Source organism: Ruthenibacterium sp. (assembly GCF_017421385.1).
In the GTDB taxonomy this organism is placed as follows: Bacteria; Bacillota; Clostridia; order Oscillospirales; family Ruminococcaceae; genus Ruthenibacterium; species Ruthenibacterium lactatiformans.
In genome coordinates this window covers 1-21601 of the sequence record NZ_JAFOIN010000062.1, presented here as the reverse complement: position 1 = coordinate 21601, position 21601 = coordinate 1, and the positions used below count along the sequence as shown (strand labels likewise).

18 protein-coding genes and 1 pseudogene are annotated in these 21601 nt (G+C 60.1%); 9 read left to right on the top strand and 10 right to left on the bottom strand.

What is annotated here, in order from left to right; genetic code table 11:
* Positions 1–267: 267 nt before the first annotated feature.
* Positions 268–1125: a tRNA 2-thiocytidine biosynthesis TtcA family protein gene (locus IIY41_RS06520; protein WP_050005229.1), complete on the bottom strand. Its 858-nt coding sequence runs from the start codon at positions 1123–1125 to the stop codon at positions 268–270.
* A 3-nt stretch (positions 1126–1128) separates the two neighbouring features.
* Positions 1129–1677 carry a phosphodiesterase gene (gene yfcE / locus IIY41_RS06515; RefSeq protein ID WP_009324397.1) on the bottom strand — a complete coding sequence of 183 codons (549 nt, stop codon included), beginning with the start codon at positions 1675–1677 and terminating at the stop codon, positions 1129–1131.
* Positions 1678–1796: 119 nt separating this feature from the next.
* Between yfcE and IIY41_RS06510 the strand changes: the two genes are divergently transcribed.
* The gene (locus IIY41_RS06510; RefSeq protein WP_050005228.1) at positions 1797–2264 is read left to right on the top strand and encodes a methylated-DNA--[protein]-cysteine S-methyltransferase; all 468 of its coding nucleotides are present in this window, start codon (positions 1797–1799) and stop codon (positions 2262–2264) included.
* A 103-nt stretch (positions 2265–2367) separates the two neighbouring features.
* Here the strand turns inward: IIY41_RS06510 and uxaC are convergent, their stop codons facing one another.
* The 5 genes from uxaC to IIY41_RS06485 form a co-directional block, all read right to left on the bottom strand.
* Positions 2368–3774 (bottom strand): glucuronate isomerase, encoded by a 1407-nt coding sequence (gene uxaC, locus IIY41_RS06505; protein WP_205505433.1) that lies wholly within the window; start codon positions 3772–3774, stop codon positions 2368–2370.
* A 256-nt stretch (positions 3775–4030) separates the two neighbouring features.
* Positions 4031–4915, bottom strand: coding sequence for a sugar phosphate isomerase/epimerase family protein (locus IIY41_RS06500; RefSeq protein WP_205505434.1), 885 nt, complete (start codon positions 4913–4915; stop codon positions 4031–4033).
* A gap of 42 nt (positions 4916–4957) precedes the next feature.
* Positions 4958–5959 (bottom strand): Gfo/Idh/MocA family protein, encoded by a 1002-nt coding sequence (locus tag IIY41_RS06495; protein ID WP_287400168.1) that lies wholly within the window; start codon positions 5957–5959, stop codon positions 4958–4960.
* 86 nt (positions 5960–6045) lie between these two features.
* Complete coding sequence (locus IIY41_RS06490; RefSeq protein WP_050005224.1) at positions 6046–7236, bottom strand: Gfo/Idh/MocA family protein; 1191 nt, start codon at positions 7234–7236, stop codon at positions 6046–6048.
* A gap of 75 nt (positions 7237–7311) precedes the next feature.
* Positions 7312–8187 carry a sugar phosphate isomerase/epimerase family protein gene (locus tag IIY41_RS06485; RefSeq protein WP_287400167.1) on the bottom strand — a complete coding sequence of 292 codons (876 nt, stop codon included), beginning with the start codon at positions 8185–8187 and terminating at the stop codon, positions 7312–7314.
* Between the two features lie 235 nt (positions 8188–8422).
* Here IIY41_RS06485 and IIY41_RS06480 point away from each other — a divergent pair, with 235 nt between their 5' ends.
* The gene (locus tag IIY41_RS06480) at positions 8423–9310 is read left to right on the top strand and encodes an AraC family transcriptional regulator (protein ID WP_270248689.1); all 888 of its coding nucleotides are present in this window, start codon (positions 8423–8425) and stop codon (positions 9308–9310) included.
* Positions 9311–9378: 68 nt separating this feature from the next.
* On the opposite strand, the gene IIY41_RS06475 is transcribed toward IIY41_RS06480, so the two are convergent.
* Complete coding sequence (locus IIY41_RS06475) at positions 9379–10104, bottom strand: SOS response-associated peptidase (RefSeq protein WP_050005223.1); 726 nt, start codon at positions 10102–10104, stop codon at positions 9379–9381.
* The gene (locus IIY41_RS06470) at positions 10101–11414 is read right to left on the bottom strand and encodes a DNA recombination protein RmuC (RefSeq protein WP_009324407.1); all 1314 of its coding nucleotides are present in this window, start codon (positions 11412–11414) and stop codon (positions 10101–10103) included. The genes IIY41_RS06475 and IIY41_RS06470 overlap by 4 nt, the downstream gene beginning before the upstream one ends.
* A gap of 109 nt (positions 11415–11523) precedes the next feature.
* On the opposite strand from IIY41_RS06470, the gene IIY41_RS06465 reads away from it, so the two are divergent.
* The 7 genes from IIY41_RS06465 to IIY41_RS06435 all read left to right on the top strand — a co-directional run bounded on the left by IIY41_RS06465 (position 11524) and on the right by IIY41_RS06435 (position 21027).
* On the top strand, positions 11524–12378 hold the full coding sequence (locus IIY41_RS06465; RefSeq protein WP_242853472.1) for a polysaccharide deacetylase family protein: 855 nt from the start codon (positions 11524–11526) through the stop codon (positions 12376–12378).
* Positions 12379–12545: 167 nt separating this feature from the next.
* Entirely contained in the window at positions 12546–13397 is an 852-nt protein-coding gene (locus tag IIY41_RS06460; RefSeq protein WP_058722700.1) for a DUF5685 family protein, read from the top strand.
* A gap of 82 nt (positions 13398–13479) precedes the next feature.
* On the top strand, positions 13480–14115 hold the full coding sequence (locus tag IIY41_RS06455; protein ID WP_050005222.1) for a J domain-containing protein: 636 nt from the start codon (positions 13480–13482) through the stop codon (positions 14113–14115).
* 4 nt (positions 14116–14119) lie between these two features.
* Positions 14120–14668 carry a hypothetical protein gene (locus IIY41_RS06450; RefSeq protein WP_287400166.1) on the top strand — a complete coding sequence of 183 codons (549 nt, stop codon included), beginning with the start codon at positions 14120–14122 and terminating at the stop codon, positions 14666–14668.
* A gap of 634 nt (positions 14669–15302) precedes the next feature.
* Positions 15303–17123 (top strand): glutamine--fructose-6-phosphate transaminase (isomerizing), encoded by a 1821-nt coding sequence (gene glmS, locus IIY41_RS06445; RefSeq protein WP_287400165.1) that lies wholly within the window; start codon positions 15303–15305, stop codon positions 17121–17123.
* 362 nt (positions 17124–17485) lie between these two features.
* On the top strand, positions 17486–19297 hold the full coding sequence (locus IIY41_RS06440; protein WP_165858839.1) for a serine hydrolase domain-containing protein: 1812 nt from the start codon (positions 17486–17488) through the stop codon (positions 19295–19297).
* A gap of 536 nt (positions 19298–19833) precedes the next feature.
* Entirely contained in the window at positions 19834–21027 is a 1194-nt protein-coding gene (locus IIY41_RS06435; RefSeq protein WP_287400164.1) for a winged helix DNA-binding domain-containing protein, read from the top strand.
* A 225-nt stretch (positions 21028–21252) separates the two neighbouring features.
* On the opposite strand, the pseudogene IIY41_RS06430 reads toward IIY41_RS06435, so the two are convergent.
* A pseudogene (locus tag IIY41_RS06430) lies at positions 21253–21601 on the bottom strand (Gfo/Idh/MocA family protein); the annotation flags it as partial.

Here is a 21601-nt window from a genome sequence, read left to right as displayed (position 1 = left end):
TGTGAAGTCCGCCGGGCAAGCGGCTGCCGCCCACCTTTCCGTACGTCTTGTGCAGCCTCGACCGCCGCACGCTGCCGCCCGCGTGCGCCCTTTTCCCCTGCGCGAAACAGCACCGCGCCCATCCCGGCAGGAACCGGGCGGGGCGCGGTGCTGTTTTTTGTCTTTGCCCATGCTGACACGGCAGTCATCTGCACAGGCAGCGCCCGCCGCGAAGCGGACGGAATGGCACGTATGGTCCAATACCGTCCGGGATTTTTTCGTGCCTGTTCACTCGTTTTCCGGCCCGCCGCCCGCCGCAGTGCGCTGTGTTTCATAGCCGTCCAGAAAGCTGCGGAGCTGCCCGTCTTGCGTCCATCCCAGCGCCATGTTCAAATTGACATGATGCATGCTTCGGAAGATATTTACGTCTGCCTGCGGATTCGTTTTGCGCAGTGCCGCAATGAGAGCCTTTGTTTCGCTGCGTGCGCCGTGCATGCCTTCATCCGCTTCCTGCTCGGTGAAACGGCAGGCGCACTGCAGAAATGTCAGACCGTTGTAGCGTTTCCACGCCAAAATATCCGTCTCACGCACCAGGTACAGCGGACGGATAAGCTCCATACCCGGATAATTGGTGCTGTGCAGCTTCGGCATCATGGTCTTGACCTCCGCGCCCCACAGCATGCTCATAAGCGTCGTTTCGATCACGTCGTCGAAATGGTGCCCCAGCGCGATCTTATTGCAGCCCAGCGCCCGTGCGTTTTTATACAGATGTCCGCGCCGCATGCGCGCGCACAGATAACACGGCGACTGTTCGATATTCACCACTGTGTCAAAGATATCCGTCTCGAAAATATGCAGCGGCACCCCCATGAGCGCGGCGTTGCGCTCGATCATGGCGCGGTTTTCCGGGCGGTAGCCCGGGTCCATACACAAAAATTCCAATTCAAACGGAACATCGCTGTGCTTTTGCAGCTGCTGCATGCATTTGGCAAGCAGAAAGCTGTCCTTTCCGCCGGAAATACACACCGCGATGCGGTCCCCCGCGTTCACCAGCCGATAGTCCTTACAGCCGCCGATGAACCGATGCCAAATGGGTTTCTTGTATTTTTTGATGATGCTGCGCTCTATCTCTACCGTCTTTTCCATGGGTCAGCGCCGGATGTCCAGCGTTTCCAGCACCGCGCCGTCCATATCCTTCGTGGTGAACACGCCGTCCTCATACACCATATAGCTGTGAACGCCGTCGCCTTTTGGAAGCGCCATGCTTCCGGGGTTCAGGAAGAAATAAGCGCCCCGGTCCGCCGCAGCACGCACGTGGGTATGGCCGTGGATGAGTACGTCGCCCGGGTTGAAATTGGGCAGATTTTCCTCGTTGAACAAATGCCCGTGAGTAACGAACACCATGCGTCCTTCCAGAAACAGAGCCATGTAATCCGCCATGATGGGAAACTCCAGCACCATCTGGTCCACCTCAGCGTCGCAATTGCCGCGCACAGCCAGCACCTGTGTTTTCAGGCCGTTCAGAATGGCCGTCACTTTTTTGGGATCGTACTCCCGGGGCAGGTCGTTGCGGGGGCCGTGGTACAGCAGGTCGCCCAGCAGGACAGTCTTGTCGGGCGCCTCGTTCCGAATCAGCTCCTCCAGCTTTTCTGCGTAATAGGCTGAACCGTGGAGGTCGCTTGCAAACAACAGTTTCATTGGTATCACCTCAATTGTATAGTATAAACGATTTGCGCCGAAACTGGAAGATTTTTTGCGCAAAACATGGTAGAATGAGGGCAGACGAGCCATACGAAGGACAGAAAGGAACGAACGCCATGAAATCAGTTTTCTATTACGACACTCCCATCGGCAGGCTGGGCCTCGCGGAAAACGGCCGCGCTGTCACAGACGTGCTGCTGCACGGCGAACACCCGGCGGATGCGGAGATACGGGAAACGCCCTTGCTGCAAAAGGCCGCGGAGCAGCTTGCGGAATATTTCGGCGGCCTGCGCACGGAGTTCGAGCTGCCGCTGGAGTTTGAAATCGGTACACCCTTTGAGCGTACGGTCTGGCAGGCGCTGTCCACCATCCCCTATGGAGAAACACGCAGTTATGCGGACATCGCCCGGCAGATCGGCCGTCCTGCCGCCTGCCGGGCGGTGGGCCGCGCCAACGGGCGCAATCCGCTTTCCATCTTCGTGCCCTGCCACCGCGTTATCGGCGCATCCGGACAGCTGACGGGATACGGGGGAGGGCTGGATAAGAAAGAAGCACTGCTGCGCCTGGAAGGAGTTTTGCTTTGACCATTCCGCCGGAAGGCAGCATTGAAAAGGACCGTCCTGTTCTCACAGGACGGTCCTTGTTGTAGGCCGAAAAACCTTCTGCAATATTCGCAATATATTGGCTTCAGCGCCCAATGCCGAAATACCTTGCAGCATTGTTAAAGCTGATATCGCGCACAATGCCGCCCAGCATCTCCATATCGGCCGGATACTCGCCGTTCTCTACCCAGCCGCCGATCAGTTCACACAGAATGCGGCGGAAATATTCGTGGCGGGTGTAGCTCAGGAAGCTGCGGCTGTCCGTCAGCATACCCACGAAGTTGCCCAACAGGCTCAGGTTGGCCAGGCTGGTCATCTGCTCCTGCATGCCCGTCTTTGTATCGTTGAACCACCAGGCGCTGCCGTGCTGGATCTTGCCCGCCACTTCAGTGCCCTGGAACGCGCCGATGATGGTATCCAGCAGCTGGTTGTCCGCCGGATTCAAACTGTACAGAATGGTGCGGGGCAGCTCGCCTGTTTCCTCCAGCGCGTTCAGCACACCGGCCACAGCCTCGCCGCAATTGACAGTGTTGATCACGTCGTAACCGGTGTCCGGGCCGAGCTTCGCAAACATTTTCTTGTTGGGGTTGCGCAGACAATTATAGTGCAGCTGCATCACCCAGCCGCGCTTTGCATACTCACGGCCGCAGAACAGCAGCAGATCCGTCTTGAACAGCTCGACCTCCTCCACGGTGAGGGCTTCGCCGTTCATCCCTTTGCTGAACACCATATCCACCGCAGCGCGGTCCGCCGGGCGGTAAATGACATAGTCAAGGCCGTGGTCGGACGCGCGGCAGCCCGCGGCGTCAAAATGGTCGATGCGGGAGGCCAGCGCGCACTCCAGCGCGGCGCTGTCTTTGATCTCGCAGCCGCACACCTCGGCCAGCTTCGCAATATACTCCTTCCAACCCGCCTTGTCGATGTTCAGAGCCTTGTCCGGGCGGAAAGACGGCGCCACCACAGTGGTAATGGACGGATCTTCCTTGATTTTCTGATGCCATTCCAGAGAATCCACAGGGTCGTCTGTGGTACCGACAAAGGCCACGTTGCTCTGGGCGATCAGCCCGCGCACGCTCATGCCCGCCTCCTTCAGCTTTTCGTTGCACAGATTCCAGACCTCTTCGGCTGTTTCTCCATTCAGAGCGCCCTCATAACCGAAGTACTTTTTCAGCTCCAAATGGCACCAATGGTACATGGGGTTTCCGATGGCACGAGGCAGAGCCTCGGCAAATTTCTGGAATTTCTCCCGGTCCGGCGCGTCGCCCGTAATGTACTTTTCCTCCACGCCGTTGGAGCGCATCACACGCCATTTGTAATGGTCGCCGCCCAGCCACACCTGGGTGATGTTCTCAAACCGGCGGTCCTCGAAGATCTCCCGCGGGCTGACGTGGCAGTGATAGTCGATGATGGGCATATCCGCCGCATATTCATGATAGAGCTTCTGCGCCGTGGGAGTGGAAAGCAAAAAATCCTTGTCCATAAAGGGTTTCATTGGGATCGTTCCTCCTGTTCATTTTATTCCGGGCACCGCATTTTGCACACGGGAACACCGCAAAACACCGGCCCTTTTATCTGCTGTCTCAAGTTTACCATACGGATTTGTAATAGAAATTGCTATTATTGCTTCTTGCATTGCAATGCTTGCGCGCCCCGAAAAGAGACAACCCCCCGGCTGCGGACGAACCGGCCGGAGGGCTGCTGTTTTTCCCGTCCGCAAAGCATGGGCGGAAAAATCACCGTTTATGCGCTTAGAACCACTCGCCGTAGCCCAGCTTGACGAGGTTATCGTGGCTGATTTTCAGGCTCTCAAACGGGTCGCGGCCGTAGGTGTCGTCCTGCTCGACCAGGAAATACTCACTGCCGCCGGCCAGGCCCGCCTCGATGCAGGCGGCCACGGGCAGCGTGCCCTCGCCCACCTCGGCGAACTGCACCACGTTGTTGAACCCGCCCATGAACTTCATAATGGACTCACGATTGGTGAAATCAATACCGCCCTCGGGCATTTTCATTTCGCCGATGCGGTAATCCTTCAGGTGCAGCAGGCGGATGCGGCCCGCGTACTTTTTGATAAACTCAACGGGATTCTCGCCGCCGCGGTGAATCCAGTGGATGTCCAGCTCAAAGCCCAGGTTTTTGGTGTTGTCCTTGATGATGTCCAGCAGATACTTGCCGTTGTAGCGTGCGAACTCCACATGGTGGTTGTGGTAGTACAGATCGATGCCCTCTTCCTTCAGCCTGGCGGCGGTCTCGTCCGCCTCCTTGGCGAAGTCCATGGCCTTCTCGTAGCTGCCCATGCAGGTCATCGGCAGCATGCCGATGCGCAGCATATCGCAGTCCAGCTTGCGGCAGTCCTCAACGATCTTCTTGAAATCGTTCGGGTTGTTCAGATATTCGCCGGGCATGCCGGGCACCATGGGCGCCACGGAAGCGGTGCAGGAAGAAACATTCATACCAAGCTCGTCGATGGACTTGCGGAAACCCGCCACGTTCTCCGGCGTCATGGGCACCTGAGAGATCTCGATGCAGTGATAACCGATATCCGTAAGCTTCTTCATTGCGTCAAACGCGTCGAAGCTGGGCATTTTGGCGGGGGCGATGGTGCTCATCTGAACGCCGATCAAACCTTTTTTCATAAGTTCTGCTCCTTTTTCTTTCGTTTTTGCGGCCCTGCACGCTTACAGCGCCACACTGCCGCCCGTGCGGCCTGCCTCCTGCACAGCGTCGATGAGCCGTATGCTCATTTCGGCGTCGCGCACATGGATGTAATCGTCCGTACCGTCTTCCAGCGCCTTGTAGAACTTGCCGATGAGCTTTGCATGGCTGGCGCCGTAATAGAACTTGGTGCCCGGAAGGCGCGCGTCCTCACACAGCTCCTCGCGGGAACCGTCCTGGGCGACGCGGTACAGCACGTTTTCGATGATGGCGAAATCCGCCTTTTCCAACTGTACGCCAATCTGCACGCTTTCATTTTTGTAGTTGGCGTTGGTGGCCATGAACAGGCCTTTGCCTCCGTCCGCATAGGTGAGCTGCGCGGCCACGGTGTCTTCCACTTCAATGCCGTAGTCCAAAAGCTGGCTGACGCTTGCCCGCAGGCTTTTTACCGGGCCGCCGAGAAAGTACAGCAGATCCAGCGTATGCACAGACTGGTTGATCATACAGCCGCCGCCGGCCGTTTCCCACTTGCCGCGCCAGGGCTTGCAGTCATAATACTGCTTGGGGCGCGCCCAGGGCACGATGCCTTTTGTCCCCAGCACCCTGCCGTATTCACCGCTCTCGATGATGCTCTTGAGCATCTCGACGGATTCGTTCAGCCTGTTCTGCAGGCAGATGCCGATGTGCACCTCGGGGTGCGCGGTCTCCAGCGCGTCAAATTCCTTTGCCTGCGCGGTGTTCAGCGCCACGGGCTTTTCGCAGAATACGTTCACGCCGTGCTCGGCAAAATATTTCGAGACGGGATAATGCAGGTAATGCGGCAGACAAACGTGTACGCAGTCCGGCTTTGCCTCCCGCAGCATCTCCTCATAATCCGTGTAAAAGGGCACACCCTCCGGGGCGCGCTGCCCTGCTTCGGGATCAATGTCGCACACCGCGCACAGCTCGATGTCCGGGTTGCCCGCGATGGCGGCCAGATGGATGGGAGAAATATCTCCCAAACCGATCACTGCTGCTTTTTTCATATTCTTTCCTCGCTTTCAGCGGCAAAACAGGCAAAGCGGCGGACGGCGAACGGCCGCCGCCGCTTTGTCCCGCCGCGCGGTGCTGTTTACTCGCGGACGGGGAATTTGCCCTCGGCCTCGATGCGCTTGTTCAGCTCGGCCGCATATTCCTCGGGATCCACCGGGTTGCTTACGGTGCGGTTCGTCCAGGCGGAAAGCTGGGAAGCATTGGCCAGGTTCACGCCGTTGATGCCGTCGGAGCCCGGAGCCAGCAGCGGAGTGCCCTCAATGATGTGGCAGGCAAAGTTTTCCATAACAGTAGTGTGCTGATAGCCCCAGCCGTCCTGGTTCTCAAACTCCTCAAGGTCATACAGGCCGCCCGCGGCGTTGCCCATCGTCAGCTTGGCAACGTCCATCATGGACATGGTCTCGTTCATCTCAGGCTCGGTCTTTTTCATGCGATAGATCTTGGCTTTCTTGCTGTCCTCAACAACGATCTTGCCGCCGTCCAGGTCGATCTCCAGCCGGTCGGTGCCGATGGCATCGTGGGTGCAGGTGATAAAGCTGCCGGTAGCGCCGTTGGCGTACTCGGTCACGATGGTGACATCGTTCTCAACGTCGATCTTGCGGTGAGAACCATTGATGTTCTTGGAGGTGACCTTCGTGGGGATGCCGCAGATCCACTGCCAGAGGTCGAGCTGGTGCGGAGCTTGGTTCACCAGAACACCGCCGCCTTCGCCGCCCCAGGTGGCGCGCCATTCGCTCTGCTGGTAGTAGCTGTCCGGACGCCACCAGGTGTTGATGATCCAGTTGGAGCGGCGGATCTCGCCCAACTCGCCGGAGGCAACGATCTCCTTGATCTTCTGGTACAGCTTATTGGTGCGCTGGTTGAACATGATGCCGAACGCAACGTCGGGGTGCTCCTCGGCGCACTTGTTCATGGCCATAACGTCCTTCGCACGCACGCCGGCGGGCTTTTCCACCAGAACATTCATGCCGTGCTCCAGGCAGTAGATGGCGATCTCGTGATGCAGATAGTGCGGAACCGTGGTGATAACGGCGTCCACTGTGCCGGAGGCAACCATTTCCTTCCAATCCTTGAAGAACGGGACGTCGGGATATTTTTCCCGGCACATTTTCTCCTTCTCGGGGTCAATGTCGCACAAGGCGCCCAGCGCGCAGTGCGGGGGGCATTGAGGGGCAGGCATGCCGGGGAATCCGCCCTGGCCTGTCAAAAATCCTGCGTAAGCGCCGCCCTGGGCGCCGATGCCGATGAGGCCGAATCTTACTTTTTCCATAAGTACACTCTCTCCTTTATGTTTGCATTTCATTGCCGGTATGTCAAAAGCGGGACCACCCGCCGGGAAAACAGCTCAGATGGCGTCCAGGATCTCCCTGAGCGCGTGGTACTGCATGGCGTAACCCTCCGCGCCGTCTTTCGCCTTGTTCTTCTTGATGATGTTGGCAGCATCCTCCGTCTCCAGGGACTGCAGCGACGCGAACAGCACCAGATGCGGCTCCAGTGTCAGGAATCCCTCGTAGCCTTCGTCGCGGATGGCGCGGGTGAGCAGTGCCTTGATCTTGCCTTCGCCTGTGCCGCACAGCACATTCTCCTTGTCGTGAGAGACGGCATCCTTGATATGGATATACTCAATATAGGGGCGCAGCAGCTCCCAGCACTTTTCCGTATCCTCGCCGCACTGCACAAAATTCGCAAAGTCGAATGCCGCGCGGAAATGCGGGCTGGCCAGCGCTACAAAAATGACCCTGCAGCGCGCGCCGGTGTCGCCGTAAATGTCTTTTTCATTCTCGTGCAGCAGGATGACGTCGTGCTTTTCAGCCACGGCGGCAAACTTGCGCAGCTTTTCGATCACCACGTCGCGGTAGCTGTCCGGATCTTTGCCGTGGGGGATGAAGAAACTGAACATGCGGATATAGCGGCAGTCCAGCAGCTTGCAGATCTCACACAGGCGTTCCAGGCCCGCCAGATGCTCGGCAAAGCCGGCCTCGTCCTCCACACCCACCTTGCCGACGGGCGAACCGATGGACGACACCTTCACACCATACTGGGCGAGGCGCGGCATCAGCTTTTCACGCACTTCATCCGGCGTGTATTCGGCAATGTTCTTGCCGTCCGCCGAGCGCAGGGAGATGTAATGCATGCCCAGCGACGTCACCGTCTTGAGCTGCTCGGTAAAATCCGGACTGATCTCGTCCGCAAAACCGGAAATATAAATGTTTTCTTTCATAAAATACGTTACCCCTTTTCTTGCCGATTGGTTGTTGTGCCATGATTCATCAGGGCAGCATGGTCCAAAATTAGGTACTATGTCAAGTATAGCACACCGATTTGCAACCGTGATTGCTATTATTGCTTGACACATTGCGAAAATTGTCTTAAACTGTTTACAAGGCTATCATACTTTATCATTAAGGGTGATCGAGCCGCCGAATGCCGGTTCAGGCTGAGGAAAGGCAGGGACTGTGTTGGGAAATAAGATCCAGAAATTCACCGTGCGCCAACAGATGCTCACCAATAACTACGAGATCTACCGTTACCGGGATTCCTATCTGAATAACGTGGCGCTGCATCATCATGATTTCTATGAAGTATACCTGTTTTTAAACGGGAACGTCAATTATACCATCGAGAGCCGGAACTACCATCTTCTGCCGGGGGACATCCTGCTCATCAGCCCGCTGGAGCTGCACCAGCCCCGCATCACGCTGGAAAAGCATCCCTACGAGCGTATCGTGCTGTGGGTGAACAAAAGCTTTCTGGAGCAGTTCAGCACGCCCCACACCACGCTGACGCACTGCTTCGATTCCACCGTGCCCGGCCACACCAATCTGCTGCGTCTGGCGCCCACGCCGCGCCAGCATGTGACAGACCTGATGGAGCGCCTTGTGGCCGAGACCAACAGCGCCGATTACGGCTCGGACCTTGCTTCCATCGGCTGCCTCATCCAGCTTCTGGTGGAGCTGAACCGGCAAGCGGCCAACTCCGCCCAGCACCACGAGCTGACGGATAAGTCCGGGCCGATCGTGACGAACGTGCTCAACTATATCAACGACCACTATCACGAGGAGCTTTCCCTCGACATGCTGGCCTCGCGCTTCTTTGTCAACAAATATCACCTTTCCCATGAGTTCAACCGCCTTGTGGGCACCAGCATCTATCGCTATGTCATTCAAAAGCGGCTTGTCATTGCAAAACAGATGCTTTCGGACGGCCTGCCGCCCACCGACGTCTACCAGCACTGCGGCTTCGGGGATTACTCCAATTTTTACCGCGCTTTCAAGGCCGAATACGGCATCAGCCCCAAGGATTTCTCCGGCACGGCTCAAACGAACGGCTCAGGCTCCAAATAAACGCGGCGCCGGCGCGCCTGCTTCCGACATACAAAACGCGCCCTGGATGGTTTCCGGGGCGCGTTTTTTTACCACAGCCGCAGCTGGCCGTCCGTCTCCCGCCGCTCCAGCTCCGGCGGCGTTTCGTGCAGCAGGCGGCGCGCGGTTTGTTCATCCTCCAGCCAGGGGCGCACCTCCTGTGCGCGCAGCACCAACGGCATACGGTGGTGCACCGGGGCCACGCTGGCATTGGCCTGCGTCGTCAGGATGCAGTACCGCGCCTCTCCCCCGAACACGCCGTACAGCGCCGCCATATACAGCTCCGTCCGGGCGGGCATACGGAAAAGATATCTGCGTTTATCCGCGTCCCATTCATAAAAGCCGGTGGCCGGCACCACACACCGCCGGGCGGCCACGCCGTCACGAAACATGGGCCGTTCCTCGGCCGTCTCGGCCCGGGCGTTGATGACATTCCTTCCCCCCTGCATACCGGGAAAGCCCCAACCCATCACCGCGGGAACGACCTTCCCCTCCCGCAAAACAAGCACCGGCGCGCCGTCCGAGGGGAACACCTCATCCCGCGGCGCCTGCGCACCCGCCTTCCGCACCGCCTCCCGGATGCGTGCCAGCATCCGGCTCTCCTCCCAGGAAAACTGATACCGTCCGCACATGGTATTCGCCCCTTTCTTTCGCGGCGCGCTTCGGCCGCCGCCCGCTGAAACATCAATACCAGTATGCCCTGTGGTGCGGGCAAAACGCAGCGCCGCGGCAAAATACCGGCCGGGGCGCCCCGCCGCCCGGCCCGCTTCGCTCATTCCTCCAACGCTTCTCCGGCGGCGCCCGCTTCCGGCAGCGTGGTGACGCTGCGCAGCTTTCGCTGGATCTGACGTGTGCGCACGCCCACCAGGCTCTCCAGCGCGTTGCCCGCCTGATTGATGCGCGTCTGTGCCTGCTCCAGTGCCGTGCCGAACGTTTCAAACTCGGATTTCACACTGCTCAGCACATCCCACACTTCGCTGGACCGCTTTTGGATGGCCAGCGTCTTGAAGCCCATCTGCAGGCTGTTCAGCAGCGCAGCCATGGTCGTCGGCCCTGCGATGACGACCTTGAACTCCGCCTGCAGGCGCTCCACCATGCCCCGCCGCACCACCTCGGCGTAAAGGCCCTCGATGGGCAGGAACATAATGCCGAAATCCGTCGTTTCAGGCACATGGATGTACTTAGTATGGATGTCCTTCGCAAACTGGCGGATGCGCTGCTCCAGAACCTTGGCGGCCGCCTCCACCTGCGCCGCATCGGCGGTGTCGTAGGCGTCCAGCAGGCCGTTGTATGCGTCGATGGGAAATTTTGCGTCGATGGGCAGATACACACAGGAGGTGCCGTCGCCCGGCAGCCTCACGGCGTATTCCACGCGCTCGCTGCTGCCCTTCACGGTAGCCACGTTCTCTGCGTACTGCTCCGGCGCAAGGATCTGCTCCAGAATCGCGCCCAGCTGGATCTCTCCCAAAATGCCGCGCGTTTTCACATTGCTCAAAACCTTTTTCAGGTCGCCCACGCCTGTTGCCAGCGTCTGCATCTCGCCCAGGCCCTTGTATACGCTCTCCAACTGCTCGCTCACACGGCTGAAGGACTGCTGCAGCTTTTCGTCCAGCGTTTTCTGCAGCTTCTCGTCCACAGTGTGGCGCATCTCGTCCAGGCGCTTGCCGTTGTCCGCCTGCATGGCCGCAATGCGCGTTTCCATCGTGGTGCGGATGTTCTCCAGCTTCTGCTCGCTCTCCAGCGCGCCCGTTTTCATGCGCTGCTCAATGAACTGCAGCTGGTCCGTCACGGCTTTTTGCAGCGCGGTTTGGCGCACGGCAAGCTGTTCGCTCAGCTCCCGCAGGCGGGTGTTCTGCGCCTCCGCCACCTGCCTTTGTGCGTTTGCCTGAAGCTCCGCCGTGGACTGCAGCGTTCCGTGGATGGTGCCGCCCACCTCCGTGCGCAGCGCGCGCATCTCTTCCTGCAGCTCCTGTGAAAGGTTCTGCAGGTCGCGCAGTGTCGCCCCCTGTTTCGGCCTGATAAGTACGCAGACCAGCGACAAAACAGCCGCGATACCCGCCAGCGCCAGTGTAATATATTCGGTCATTCGCTTGTCTCCTTTGCCTTGCCTCCCGGGTTGTGTGATATCCGCGGGGGCGCTTTCATAAAGTATAGTATACGAGGAATTCCCCTATAAAGCAACAACGAAGGCGGCGATGGATTTGTTTGACAAGCTGAAGCAAGTACGCATTTCAAAACGGGCGCGGCGCGGCGCCGTGCTGGGGCTGTGCCTGTGCGCGGCGGCGGGGCTGGGCATGCACCTGCTGCCGGGCGGCGCGCCTGTAGGCTGTACACAGGAGGACCTTGCGGACACGCGGGCCGTCATGGCCGTGCAGGCTTCCGTCTCCGGCAGCACGGACGCGCAGAGCGGCGCGGCCGCGGACAAGGTGGTCTATCTGACATTCGACGACGGCCCCTCCGCCACTACGGAAAGCGTGCTGGACACGCTGAAGGCCGAGGGCGTGCCCGCTACTTTTTTTGTCATGGCGGCAGACAACAACGAGGAATACCTGCCCCTGCTGGAGCGCACCGTCCAGGAAGGGCATCTCATCGCACTGCACACCTGCAGCCACGATTACAAAAGCATCTATAAAAGCCCGGACGCCTATTGGGATGATCTGCAGAAGCTGCGCGAAAAGCTGCTTCCATATGTGCCCGCGGACCATGAAATCAAATGGCTGCGCTTTCCCGGCGGCAGCACCAACACCGTCAGCCACCGCTACGGCGGCAGTGATATCATGAAAAAGCTGAAAGCCGATGCGGAAAGCCGCGGCTTCACCTATGTCGACTGGAACGTGTGCGCGGAGGATTCCCTCGGCGGCCACCCCTCGGCCTCTACCATTTACAACAACATCATCCGCGAGGTTGGCGACAAAAACACCTGCGTGGTGCTGATGCACGACACCAACGCCACGAAGAACACGGCCGCCGCGCTGCCGGACGTTATCCGCTGGTTCAAAAATGCAGGCTACCGCTTCGATACCGTGGACCATCTGGAAAAAAAGCCGTAACCGCCGCCGTCGCCCCGCCTGCTGTGGACAAAATACGGCCGGAATATGAAAAAAATGCAAATTTTAACAGCAAAAAGCCTGAAAATCCGTCGTGAGAATTGTAAAAAGGCACAAGATATTGTATACTGAATATGTTTCGTATCTTGCAGCGGAAAGGGCGTGCACACATGTTCGGCTATGTTTTGCCCCTGACAGCAGAGCTGAAGGTGCGCGAGTGGCACGCCTACCGCGCCTATTACTGCGGCCTGTGCAAGGAGCTGAAGCGTGAATATGGCTTTTTGTCCCGTTTTCTGCTGAATTACGACCTTGTCCTGCCGGCTCTGCTGGCGGACGGTATGGCGGGCACGCAGGCGCGTATGTGCCCGGAGCGCTGCATGGCCAACCCGGTGGAAAAACGGCCGATGTGCCAAAGCACCGCAGGCCTTGCCCTGGCTGCGGACGCGCTGGTGCTGACGGTGTATTACAAGCTGGCGGACGACCTTGCGGACGAACGTTTTTTCAAGCGTCTGCCCGCTCTGGTCCTGTGGCCCTTTTTGAGCCGCATGCGCAAAAAGGCGGCCGTCCGCAGGCCCGCGCTGGACGAGACGCTGCGCGAACAGACGGCCGCCCAGCAGGCACTGGAGCGCCGCGCCAGCAAAAGCGCCGATGAAGCGGCGGACCCCACGGCCCGCATGACGGCCGCGCTGTTCCGCCTGGCCGCGCCGGGCAGCCGTGCGCTGGAGCGCATGGGCCTGTTTGTGGGGAAGATCATCTATTACCTGGACGCGGCCGAGGATTACGAAAAGGACACCCGGAACGGCGCGTACAATGTGTTTGCGCTACAGGGCCTTTCCAAGGCGGAGGCAGTGGCCGAGGCACAGCGCCTGTGCCGCATGTGCGCGGGCGAGGCGGCTCTGGCCTACAACCTGCTGGAGCCGGGGCCCTGCAAGGCGATCCTGGACAACATCGTCTTTCTCGGCCTGCCGCAGAGCATCGCACTGGCCGGGCAAAAGCGCACGCAGCCCAGGCACGGCGCATAAAGCTGTGCGCGGAACGTGATGCATCTCCGCTCCGTGCGGCGGAAACATACAGCCTGACATCCGACAACAGAAAGGAATTCAAATGGACGCATACAAAGTTCTGGGCCTTACCGAGGGCGCGACAGAAGAAGAGATCAAAACCGCATACCGGGCTCTGGCGCAGAAGTACAACCCGGACAATTATGAGGCCGGCCCCCTGCGCGAGGAGGCCGAGGCCAAAATGACCGAACTGAACGAGGCTTTCGACGCGCTGATGGGCGCCATCCGCACCGGCACGCCCGTAAACAGCAGGCGCGCTGCAAACGCAGGCGAGCCGGAGCCGGACACAGGCGCGGCGGCCAACGGACGCTACCGAGCCATCCGCCAGATGATCAACAGCGGCGCGGTGGAGCAGGCCCTTGCGGAATTGAACGCGATCCAGGGCGGTGCCAACGACGCGGAATGGAACTTCCTTGTGGGCAGCGCATATTATTATAAGGGATGGGTAGCCGACGCGCTGCGCTATTTCCAGACGGCGTGCCGCCTTGCTCCGGGCAACCGGGAATATGAGGCCGCGCTGCGCAATTTGCAGAACAGCGCCGGCGGCGCGATGCCCGGCAACCCTTATGGGAACAACGGTATGGCGGGCGCTCAGGCCGTGGGCTGCTCCTGTTGCGACATGTGCACGGCCATGATGTGCATGGACATGTGCTGCGGCTGCGGCCGGGGAGGCTGCTGACGCCATGCAGAAACGCAGCAGTGAAAGCCGTAAGATCGCGCTTTCCGGCGTGTTCGGCTCGCTGGCCGCCGTCCTGATGCTGATGGGCGGCATCCTGCCGCTGGCCACCTACGTCGCGCCCGCGCTTGCGGGCATTCTCATCGTGCCCGTGGCCATTGAATTCGGCATAAAAACAGGCTATATTCTGTACGCCGCCATCGGCCTGCTCTCGCTCTTTGTCGTTCCCGATAAGGAAATGAGCCTGATCTTCGTCTTTTTTCTTGGCTTTTATCCCCTGCTTAAGGCCAGCATCGAGCGCATGCGCTCCCGTGCGGCCCAGTGGGCCGTCAAGCTGGCCGTGTTCAACGCATGCATCGTCGGCATGTACGGCATCATTTTATTTTTGTTTCCCATCGGCGCCGTTGTCGAGGAATTCGAGAGCATGGGCATCCCGTTCACGGGGCTGCTGCTCTTGATGGGCAACGTCACCTTTGTGATATACGACGTCGCCGTGGCCCGCATCATCGGCCTGTACTGCGCCCGCTTTCGGGCAAGGCTGATGAAAATGCACTGAGCCGCGGGGCGCCGGCTTTACAACACCGGGAGGTTTGATATTCCATGCAGCTATGAAGCGCCGGGCCCTTTTGCAACAGCGGAGCGGGAAGCGCTGCTTCCCCATGGGCTTGCCCACCGCCACGAAGGGTGACGAGGATGGGAGATAACCCGTTTTCGGCAATGTGCCGAAGCGGGCGGCATCGAAAGATTCGGCGGATGCTCCCACGGCCGGGGTTCCGGGCGGCCGACACCATGCGGGCAAAACACGGCGGCAACGCCGAAACAGAGACGCATGGCACACCGGGATTTTACACATAAAATTTTGCGTCCCCGCGCGGCGGGCGGCGTTTTTTTGCGGGCGGTGCAGTACGCCGCCCGGACAGACGTTATCCGACCGCGGCAGCCTCCGGGCGCCGCCGCGGTACGCCTGTCTCTTCGGCTGTGCCGCAGCTTAAGCGGCGCGGCACAAAATACATAAATGCAAAGACGCAAAAACGCGGGCGCGCCGGCCGGGTACGCCCCGGACGTGTTGTGTCTTTCGGCAGGCCATGCGGCGCTTTTCTGCGCGGCGGCATGGCCTTGGTATTGTTTTGTGTTTTTGCGTCTTTCGCATTGTACCATTTTTCAAATGACAATGTTGGGAGATAGAATTTATGTGTGGAATTGTTGGATATATCGGCTCGCGCCAGAGCACGGACGTACTGCTGGACGGACTTTCCAAGCTGGAATACCGGGGCTATGATTCAGCCGGAGTCGCATTGTGCGTAAACGATGAGATCCGGGTCGTCAAAGCACAGGGCAGGCTGGCCGTTCTGGCAGAAAAACTGAACGGCATGCCGCCCATGGCCTCGCACTGCGGCATCGGGCACACACGCTGGGCTACGCACGGCGCCCCCAGCGACGTAAACAGCCATCCCCATTGCGCCGCGCGCGTCAGCCTGGTGCACAACGGCATCATTGAAAACTACGCCCAGCTCAAGGAGCACCTTATGAAACGAGGCTATGAATTCTGCAGCGAAACAGACACCGAGGTGCTGGTAAAGCTGCTGGACCACAACTATCACGGCGAACCGCTGGACGCCATCCTGCGGACGCTGGAGCAGGTGCGCGGCAGCTACGGGCTCGCCATCCTGTTCAAAGATTTTCCCGGGCAGATCTTCTCCGTGCGCAAGGAAAGCCCTCTGATCGTCGGTTACGGCGCCGGAGAAAACTTTCTCGCCAGCGACATTCCCGCTCTGCTGCGCTATACCCGCGATTATGCGGTGCTGGAAGAGGGCGAGATCGCTGTGCTGAGCGCGGATAAGATTGACGTATACGACGCTTTCGGCCATCCGGTGCAAAAGCAGCACCTCACGGCCGACTGGGACATCGGCGCTGCCGAAAAAGGCGGTTATCCTCACTTTATGCTCAAGGAGATCCACGAGCAGCCGGAGGCCCTGCGCGCCACCGTCAATCCGCGCGTACAGGACGGCCTGCCCGCGTTGGGCGTGCCCGGACTGACGGATGAATACCTTGCAGGAGTGGAGAATATCCACATCGTTGCCTGCGGCACAGCCATGCACGCCGGCATGGTCGGCAAGACCGCCATTGAGCGCATCGCCCGCGTGCCCGTTTATGTAGACATCGCCAGTGAATTCCGCTACCGGGACCCCATCCTTGGCAAAAACGATCTGGTGGTCATCATCAGCCAGAGCGGCGAGACTCTGGATACGCTGGCCGCACTGAAGCTTGCCAGGGAGCGCGGCGCAAAAACGCTTGCTGTGGTGAACGTGGTTGGTTCTTCCATCGCCCGCGCGGCCGACTGGGTTCTGTACACCTACGCCGGGCCGGAGATTGCCGTCGCCAGCACCAAGGCGTACAGCGTGCAGATGGCCGTGCTGTATCTGTTCGCGCTGCGTCTGGCGCTGGTCCGCGGCGCACAGGACGAATGCATCGTGCGCCACCTGACGGTCGAGCTGCAGCGCGTTCCGGAGCTGCTGCGCCCCATTCTGAAGGACTGTGACAACATCAAATACCTCGCCAGCCAGTTCATGAACAGCGATCATCTGTTCTTCATGGGACGCGGGTTCGACTATGCGCTCTCGCTGGAGGGCAGCCTCAAGCTGAAGGAGATCAGCTATGTGCACAGCGAGGCCTACGCGGCCGGCGAGCTGAAGCACGGCACCATCTCTCTGATCGTGGAGGGTACGCCCGTAGTGGCGCTTGCCACACAGGACAGCGTATATGAAAAAACCATCAGCAACGTCAAGGAGGTAAAGACACGCGGCGGCCGGGTGATCCTGCTTTGCAAACAGGACGCAAAGGTCCCTGCCGACGCAGTGGATCATGTGGTGCGCCTGCCCGAATTTGAGGGCGTGTTCATGCCGCTGCTGCTGATTGTACCGCTGCAGCTGTTTGCCTATTACATGAGCGTGCTGCGCGGCTGCGACGTGGATAAACCCCGCAATCTGGCCAAGAGCGTGACGGTGGAATGACCCTTCCGCGCCCGGGACCGTCTTTTCCGGCGGTTCCGGGCGTTTGCTTTCCCCTGGCCGCATGCTTTTTTGCCGCCTCCTCCGAACGGCGGATTACACCGCGCCCTGCACGCCAATCCTCAAAAGAAACGGGAGAACGCTCCCGGAGGAGGGCCGGTATGCTGCATCCCCCGTTCGCGCGCACGGCCGCGCTTCCGCCCGCCGTTCGGGAAGCGGGCGCAGACACAGGCTCACGACATTCTTTACAAACTGTTTATAGAAAAACTGTGCAAAGATGCTATACTTTAGTTGTCGGAAAATATTTACAGACAGACCGCCCGGCAGGCCGCTCCGCGCGCGCCCGGGCTGAGGGAGAACCATTCATGGAACTGCGCAGCAACATCAAAATGCTGAATTACGCCCGCAAATATCTGCTGAACGATACGGACAACATCCTGCCGTTCCCCGTGCGGCCGCAAAAGCCGCCCCGCACGGGCAGGCTGCCCACACTCCTGCCGCGCAGTGCGCCGCGGGACGAGGGTGTGCCTGCTGCCGCGCTGGATACGCTGTACCGCAGCCTGTCCGGCGCCGAGTGCGGCACCCATGCCTGCATCGTACTGCGCCACGGCCGTGTGGTGAGCGAGGGATGGTACGCGCCCTATTCAAGCCGGTATTGGCATGTGACGCACAGCATGTGCAAAAGCGTGACGGGCACCGCCATAGGCATGCTGGCAGATGAAGGCCGCCTTTCACTGGACGAGCATGTATGCGAGATCTTTCCTGAAAAGTGCGGCCTGCTCACCAGCCGCCGCATGCGCGCCGTCACAGTGCGGCACCTCGTCACCATGACAAGCGGCGTCGCTTTCAAGGAGGCCGGCGCGGTTCTGGAAGGCGACTGGGTCAAAGGCTTTCTGGACGCAGATGTTCTGTTCGAGCCCGGCTCCGCATTCGATTACAACAGCATGAACAGCTACATGCTTTCCGCCATCGTCAAGCGCAAAACAGGGCTGGGTCTTTCGGCCTATCTGCGCCCGCGCCTGTTCGAGCCGCTGGGCTTCGGCGATGTAGCGTGGGAGACCTGCCCCCAGGGCATCGAAAAAGGCGGCTGGGGCATGTACGTTTATCTGGAGGACATCGCCAAGCTGGGCCAGCTCTATCTGCAAAAGGGCAAATGGACGGGTGCCGACGGAAAGGAACAGCGCCTTTTGAGCGCCGCCTGGGTGGAAGCCGCCGTCAAACCCGACACCGTGCATGAGAACGGCGAAGAATACGGCTATCAGCTCTGGCCGCACAGCGCCGACCACACTTATATGTTCAACGGCATGTTCGGCCAGTATGTCGTCGTTGCGCCGGACCTGGACCTGGTGCTGGCCGTGAACGCAGGCGCGGGCAATTTATTTACCCGCAGCCGCAGCTACACCGCTGTGAGAGAATTTCTGAAGGCCGTGGCCCGTGCTCCCGCGCCCCTGCCGGCCGACCCCTCCGCAGACGCGCGCCTTGCCTTTACGGCGGCGCATCTGCGCTTCGGCGAGGCTGTGCCGGAACCGCCTGTTCCCGTCAGGCATCCCTGGTACGCGCGTGTCCGTAACGCACTGTTCCCCCCTGCCGCGCCGTCTGCTCCCTCTCCCATCCCGGACAGCGTGCGCCCCGCTCTCGCCCAAACATACCGGCTGGAGGAAAACCGGGCCGGCCTGCTGCCCGCCATTCTGGGCTGCATGGAGGACTGGTATACCAAAGGCTCGGAAAAAGCAGCTTTCCGTGTGGGGGACAACACGCTTTCGCTGCTCTGGACCGAAGGCGGCGTGGAGTACTGCATTCCCGTGGGCTTTGAAAACGCGCTGGAATACGAGCTGGACTTGGGCGGCAACCGCTTCGCCGTGGGCGTGACGGGGCGCTTTACCGCCAACGAGGACGACGAACCCGTTTTGAAAGTGACGCTTTGTTTTCTGGAAAGCTCCAGCTCCCGTCTGCTGAAATTCGTGTTCCGGCCGGACGGCGGGCTGACGGTGAAATTTGACGAAGCGCCGGGCCTGCTTGTGGCAATGCGCTCACTGCAGGGCACAATGAAATCCCAGTCTCAGGGGCTGGATTTGTTCAAGGATATCGACTATCTGCATTATCTCATCCACCGCGTCTGCTCCCCCGTCGTGCACAGCGTGCCGCCGGAGGAATTGCCTGCTCCCGGGCAGGCGTGACACAGTCTTTCCCCGCCCGGTCTGCGGCAAAAGCGGCTTTCGCTTTTCAAACAGACCGGGCCAGATTTTTTCCCCGGCAGGCATTTGCTGTGCCAACCGGGCTGGCCAGGCCCGCAGCCCGCACGCACTTCGCCCTTTGAGCGAAAACGCCGCGCTCAAAGGCACATCTTCGCGCGGGGCGGCTTGCTCCCATCCGGTCGCATTTCGCCCTTTGGGCGAAAGCGCCGCGCTCAAAGGCACATCCTCGCGCGGGGCGGCTTGCTCCCATCCGGTCGCATTTCGCCCTTTGGGCGAAAGCGCCGCGCTCAATGCGGTTTTGTTGAGGCCGCTTCGCGGCGTCATGGTATAATAACCTCAAAGCTGCCGCTTGCGCGGCTGTGCGTGTGCAAGGCACACGCCCCTGTGCCGGCGCACAGGGCTTTGAGAACATTGAACCATCCAAAACCGCAGCACGTGCGGTTTTGTTGTGGCCGCTTCGCGGCGTCATGGTATAATGATGACAAGACGGTTCAAAAAAGGAAAGCGGGGCGTATTCTGTGGACATCCGTGCGCAAGCTGTGCGGAGCTTTCGGCTCCGGGCACATCATCTGGACAAAATGCTCCCATCCGGGCAAATTGAAACCGCCGCCGGGGCCTGCGGAGTACAGAACTCGCCGCCCGGTGCGTGGGAAACAGCTCTGTTCAACCGCGTGGAAGGCTGCACTCTGCCGGAGCTGCACGACGCGCTGTACCGCCGGAAAACCCTGCTGCAGGCCTGGAGCTACCGGGGCGTGCCCGTTGTGTTTCCCACTGCGGAAAGCGGAATTTTTCTCTCCCCGCTCGCCGCGCTTGAGGGGGAAGCGCCGTGGATCTATACCCGCGGCATCGCTCTGGCGCTGGAGCACCTGCAAATGAGCTTTGACAGCCTGCTGCCGCTTGTGAAGCAGGCAGCGGGGTATCTGGATGCCCACACCGTTCAAGGCAAGGAAACGCTGGACCGTGTGCTGGCGGATGCCGTACGGGAACGCCTGCCGTCGGAAAAACGGACACTGTGGGACTCCCCCTCTATGTACGGCGCGCCGGACCGGCAGACTGTGGGCGGCGCGGCCGTATCGTTCCTGCTGCGGCCCTGTTCCTTTTCCGGCCTTGTGGTATTTGGCTGCCGCCGGGGCGGCAGCCCGACCTTTGCGTCGTTCCGAAGCTGGCTGGGCCGCGCGCCCGAAACTCCGCCAGACGCGGACAGGCTGTTGGTACGAAAATTCCTGCACTGCCACGGCCCCTCCACGCCGGCCCTCCTGGCAGAGTGGCTCGGCTGCTCGCCCGCACAGGCGCGGCGGCTTTGGAACAGCGTGGCGCAGGAACTGGAGCCGGTATCTGTGGAGGACAAAGCGCGCTGGTTCCTTTCTGCCGACCGCGATGCGCTGGCCCATCCCTGCGGCCCGCAGGAGCGGCTGCTCCTGCTCGGGCCGCACGACCCTTACCTCGACACCCGGGACCGGGACGTGCTGCTGCCCGACAAAGCGCTTCAGAAGCTGGTGTGGCGCACCGTCGGCAATCCCGGCGCTGTCGTGCTGGATGGCCGCATCTCCGGCGTGTGGACGGCCCGGACCGTCCGGGACAGGCTGGAGCTTTCCGTCACAGCCTGGCAGGCGTTTTCGGCACGGCAGCAAAGCATGCTGGAAATACGCGCGCAGGAATACGCCGCGTTCCGCGGGCTTTCTCTTTTGAAATACACACTGGAGGATGGATGACGCCTTGCGTCCTCAGGCGCATCGCTTTGGCTGTTCGCCGCCGCTCAGGCGCAATGTCCGAAAAAAAACAGCCACAGGCTATTCTTTCGGCCACGCGGGCCGTCCTTACCCGCGGCCATTGAGATACGTTTTTATTGCGGAGCAATAAAAAAGCTCCCGCGGGGGGCCGCAGATGCGGCCTCCATGCGGGAGCTTTTTTGTATGAACCGGCCGGATGCGGCGTTTTTATACCTGCGGCATCGTGCATACGGTTCCCGTTTTGCGTGCCTTTTCCGCCTGAAACACAGCCAGATGGCCATTGAGGGAATCGTTGATGTTCGTGCAGGAGATGGACGGCTGTTCGCCCTGCAGCACGCGCACAAAGTCCTCCACCAGCCGCAGGTCTCCGCCGCCGTGGGAACCTGTCATGCCGCTTTTGTCTCCGCCGATGGCGAGGTCCACCACTTCCTCGCGCCAGCCGCTCTCGCTGGCCGTGTCGATGGTGCGCACCGTAAACACCGAATCGTCGAACACGCCTTTGATCTCGCCCTTTGTGCCGATGATGTGCAGGTTGCGCTCCGCCTTGGCCGTGCCG

Excerpts from the sequence above, each read along its gene's own strand:
- IIY41_RS06520 (WP_050005229.1), bottom strand. The coding sequence starts at position 1,125 with ATGGAAAAGACGGTAGAGATAGAGCGCAGCATCATCAAAAAATACAAG.
- yfcE (WP_009324397.1), bottom strand. The coding sequence starts at position 1,677 with ATGAAACTGTTGTTTGCAAGCGACCTCCACGGTTCAGCCTATTACGCA.
- IIY41_RS06510 (WP_050005228.1), top strand. The coding sequence starts at position 1,797 with ATGAAATCAGTTTTCTATTACGACACTCCCATCGGCAGGCTGGGCCTC.
- uxaC (WP_205505433.1), bottom strand. The coding sequence starts at position 3,774 with ATGAAACCCTTTATGGACAAGGATTTTTTGCTTTCCACTCCCACGGCG.
- IIY41_RS06500 (WP_205505434.1), bottom strand. The coding sequence starts at position 4,915 with ATGAAAAAAGGTTTGATCGGCGTTCAGATGAGCACCATCGCCCCCGCC.
- IIY41_RS06495 (WP_287400168.1), bottom strand. The coding sequence starts at position 5,959 with ATGAAAAAAGCAGCAGTGATCGGTTTGGGAGATATTTCTCCCATCCAT.
- IIY41_RS06490 (WP_050005224.1), bottom strand. The coding sequence starts at position 7,236 with ATGGAAAAAGTAAGATTCGGCCTCATCGGCATCGGCGCCCAGGGCGGC.
- IIY41_RS06485 (WP_287400167.1), bottom strand. The coding sequence starts at position 8,187 with ATGAAAGAAAACATTTATATTTCCGGTTTTGCGGACGAGATCAGTCCG.
- IIY41_RS06475 (WP_050005223.1), bottom strand. The coding sequence starts at position 10,104 with ATGAGCGAAGCGGGCCGGGCGGCGGGGCGCCCCGGCCGGTATTTTGCC.
- IIY41_RS06470 (WP_009324407.1), bottom strand. The coding sequence starts at position 11,414 with ATGACCGAATATATTACACTGGCGCTGGCGGGTATCGCGGCTGTTTTG.
- IIY41_RS06465 (WP_242853472.1), top strand. The coding sequence starts at position 11,524 with ATGGATTTGTTTGACAAGCTGAAGCAAGTACGCATTTCAAAACGGGCG.
- IIY41_RS06460 (WP_058722700.1), top strand. The coding sequence starts at position 12,546 with ATGTTCGGCTATGTTTTGCCCCTGACAGCAGAGCTGAAGGTGCGCGAG.
- IIY41_RS06455 (WP_050005222.1), top strand. The coding sequence starts at position 13,480 with ATGGACGCATACAAAGTTCTGGGCCTTACCGAGGGCGCGACAGAAGAA.
- IIY41_RS06450 (WP_287400166.1), top strand. The coding sequence starts at position 14,120 with ATGCAGAAACGCAGCAGTGAAAGCCGTAAGATCGCGCTTTCCGGCGTG.
- glmS (WP_287400165.1), top strand. The coding sequence starts at position 15,303 with ATGTGTGGAATTGTTGGATATATCGGCTCGCGCCAGAGCACGGACGTA.
- IIY41_RS06440 (WP_165858839.1), top strand. The coding sequence starts at position 17,486 with ATGGAACTGCGCAGCAACATCAAAATGCTGAATTACGCCCGCAAATAT.